At 33.4% G+C, this 1,433-nt stretch carries 1 protein-coding gene; it reads right to left on the reverse strand.

Annotation, left to right across the window (positions count from 1 at the left end):
• Positions 1–872: 872 nt before the first annotated feature.
• The gene (locus ACYVEC_RS29170; RefSeq protein WP_063221356.1) at positions 873–1,106 is read right to left on the reverse strand and encodes a hypothetical protein; all 234 of its coding nucleotides are present in this window, start codon (positions 1,104–1,106) and stop codon (positions 873–875) included.
• Positions 1,107–1,433: the final 327 nt, after the last annotated feature.

A 1,433-nucleotide genomic window follows, 5' to 3' on the forward strand; every position in this document is an offset into this window, starting at 1 on the left:
AGACTGTGTCTAACAATTGGGATGCAGTTCATTCGAAGGTGCTCTTTTTTTACATATACCAATTGATTATCCCAAGCACATTTCAGAAAAGTTTCGTATGATATGGCGTATTCCTTTCTTTGAAAAGATAAAACTCGTTACGAGAGCGCTTTTATGAAGTGCTCTTTTTGTGTTTTCAATTAATACAAAATGAAATTTTTGTTTAGTTTAATTTCCTTTCATTTCCGAATAATGTTTTCGACCCTGTTCATACTATTTCTGTAACTTTAGGTTACAAACTATTCCTGTAAGCGCAGCTTTTCTTTTGTACAACGAGCAGTTAGTTTTATAAACTAACTGCTTTGTTGTGTTTCATGAAGTTTTTATTTAGCATTCTTGCATAACATTTTCACTTCTGCTCATACTATAATTGTAACCTTAAGTTACAATGTATTGTGTGTATTGTTCTTGTTGGGCAATAAAGCAGTTAGTTCATTGAGCTAGCTGCTTTATTATTTATATAATAAACTTTTTGTTTTATTGCCCACTTCTTAAACATATCTTAATATCGAAGGGTGTTTACCTAAAGAGTTACCTCCTTATCGATGAGCACCCATTTAAGGTGCTCTTTTTCATGTTGCATAATTCTTTTACACTTTTATAATCCACATGAGACTCCCACATTCTGCCTTAACAAGTTACAATGGAACAGTTAACCTTTGCTAACTGTTCTTTCATTAGTATTGTCAACTTTTAATTAGGTGCTCATATATTAATATTGAAAGAGGACCACAAGACATTGAGCTTCTTCTCCAAGGGCACTTTTAGCAGTGCTCTTTTTGGTTTAATATCAAATGGCGTTTTTATTGAAAAATCACTTTGATTCACTTTGTTCATGTTATAATCTGTATAATTATTTTTCGGAGAAAGGATAACGCAATGAGGGAATACTTTGGTTTCATTTCAATGTTTTTAACTGCATTCTTAATTTTCAATCTGTGTATAGCCGGTCCTCTTTTAATTTTTATACTACTCTCAATTGCTTTAGCTATTTTTGCTCCGAAAGGTACAGCTAAAACGTTTGCTCTTGTTGGTTTAATAATTTTAGGTATTTTCTTCGCTTGCATATACATCTTCATTTACTTTATTTAGTGCTTAGCTGAAACTCTTCTCCGATGATCCCTTTCTCTAAAATAAGGATTTTATTTAAATTTCCTTCACTACAACATCAGCATCAAATTTACCTTTAACATGTACTCCCCTACACTTATTATTGGTATTAAAATCTTTTCAGAGGTGAAAATATAATGGATGAATTTCTATCTTCCGCTGCTCTAAACCCAGATTCAATCGGTTCAACAGGGCCGACTGGACCGACTGAAAATACTGGACATACTGAATCTACCGGAATCACTGGACCTACTGGACCTACCGGATCTACCGGAATCACTGGA

This window comes from Bacillus sp. MN7755 (assembly GCF_054771475.1).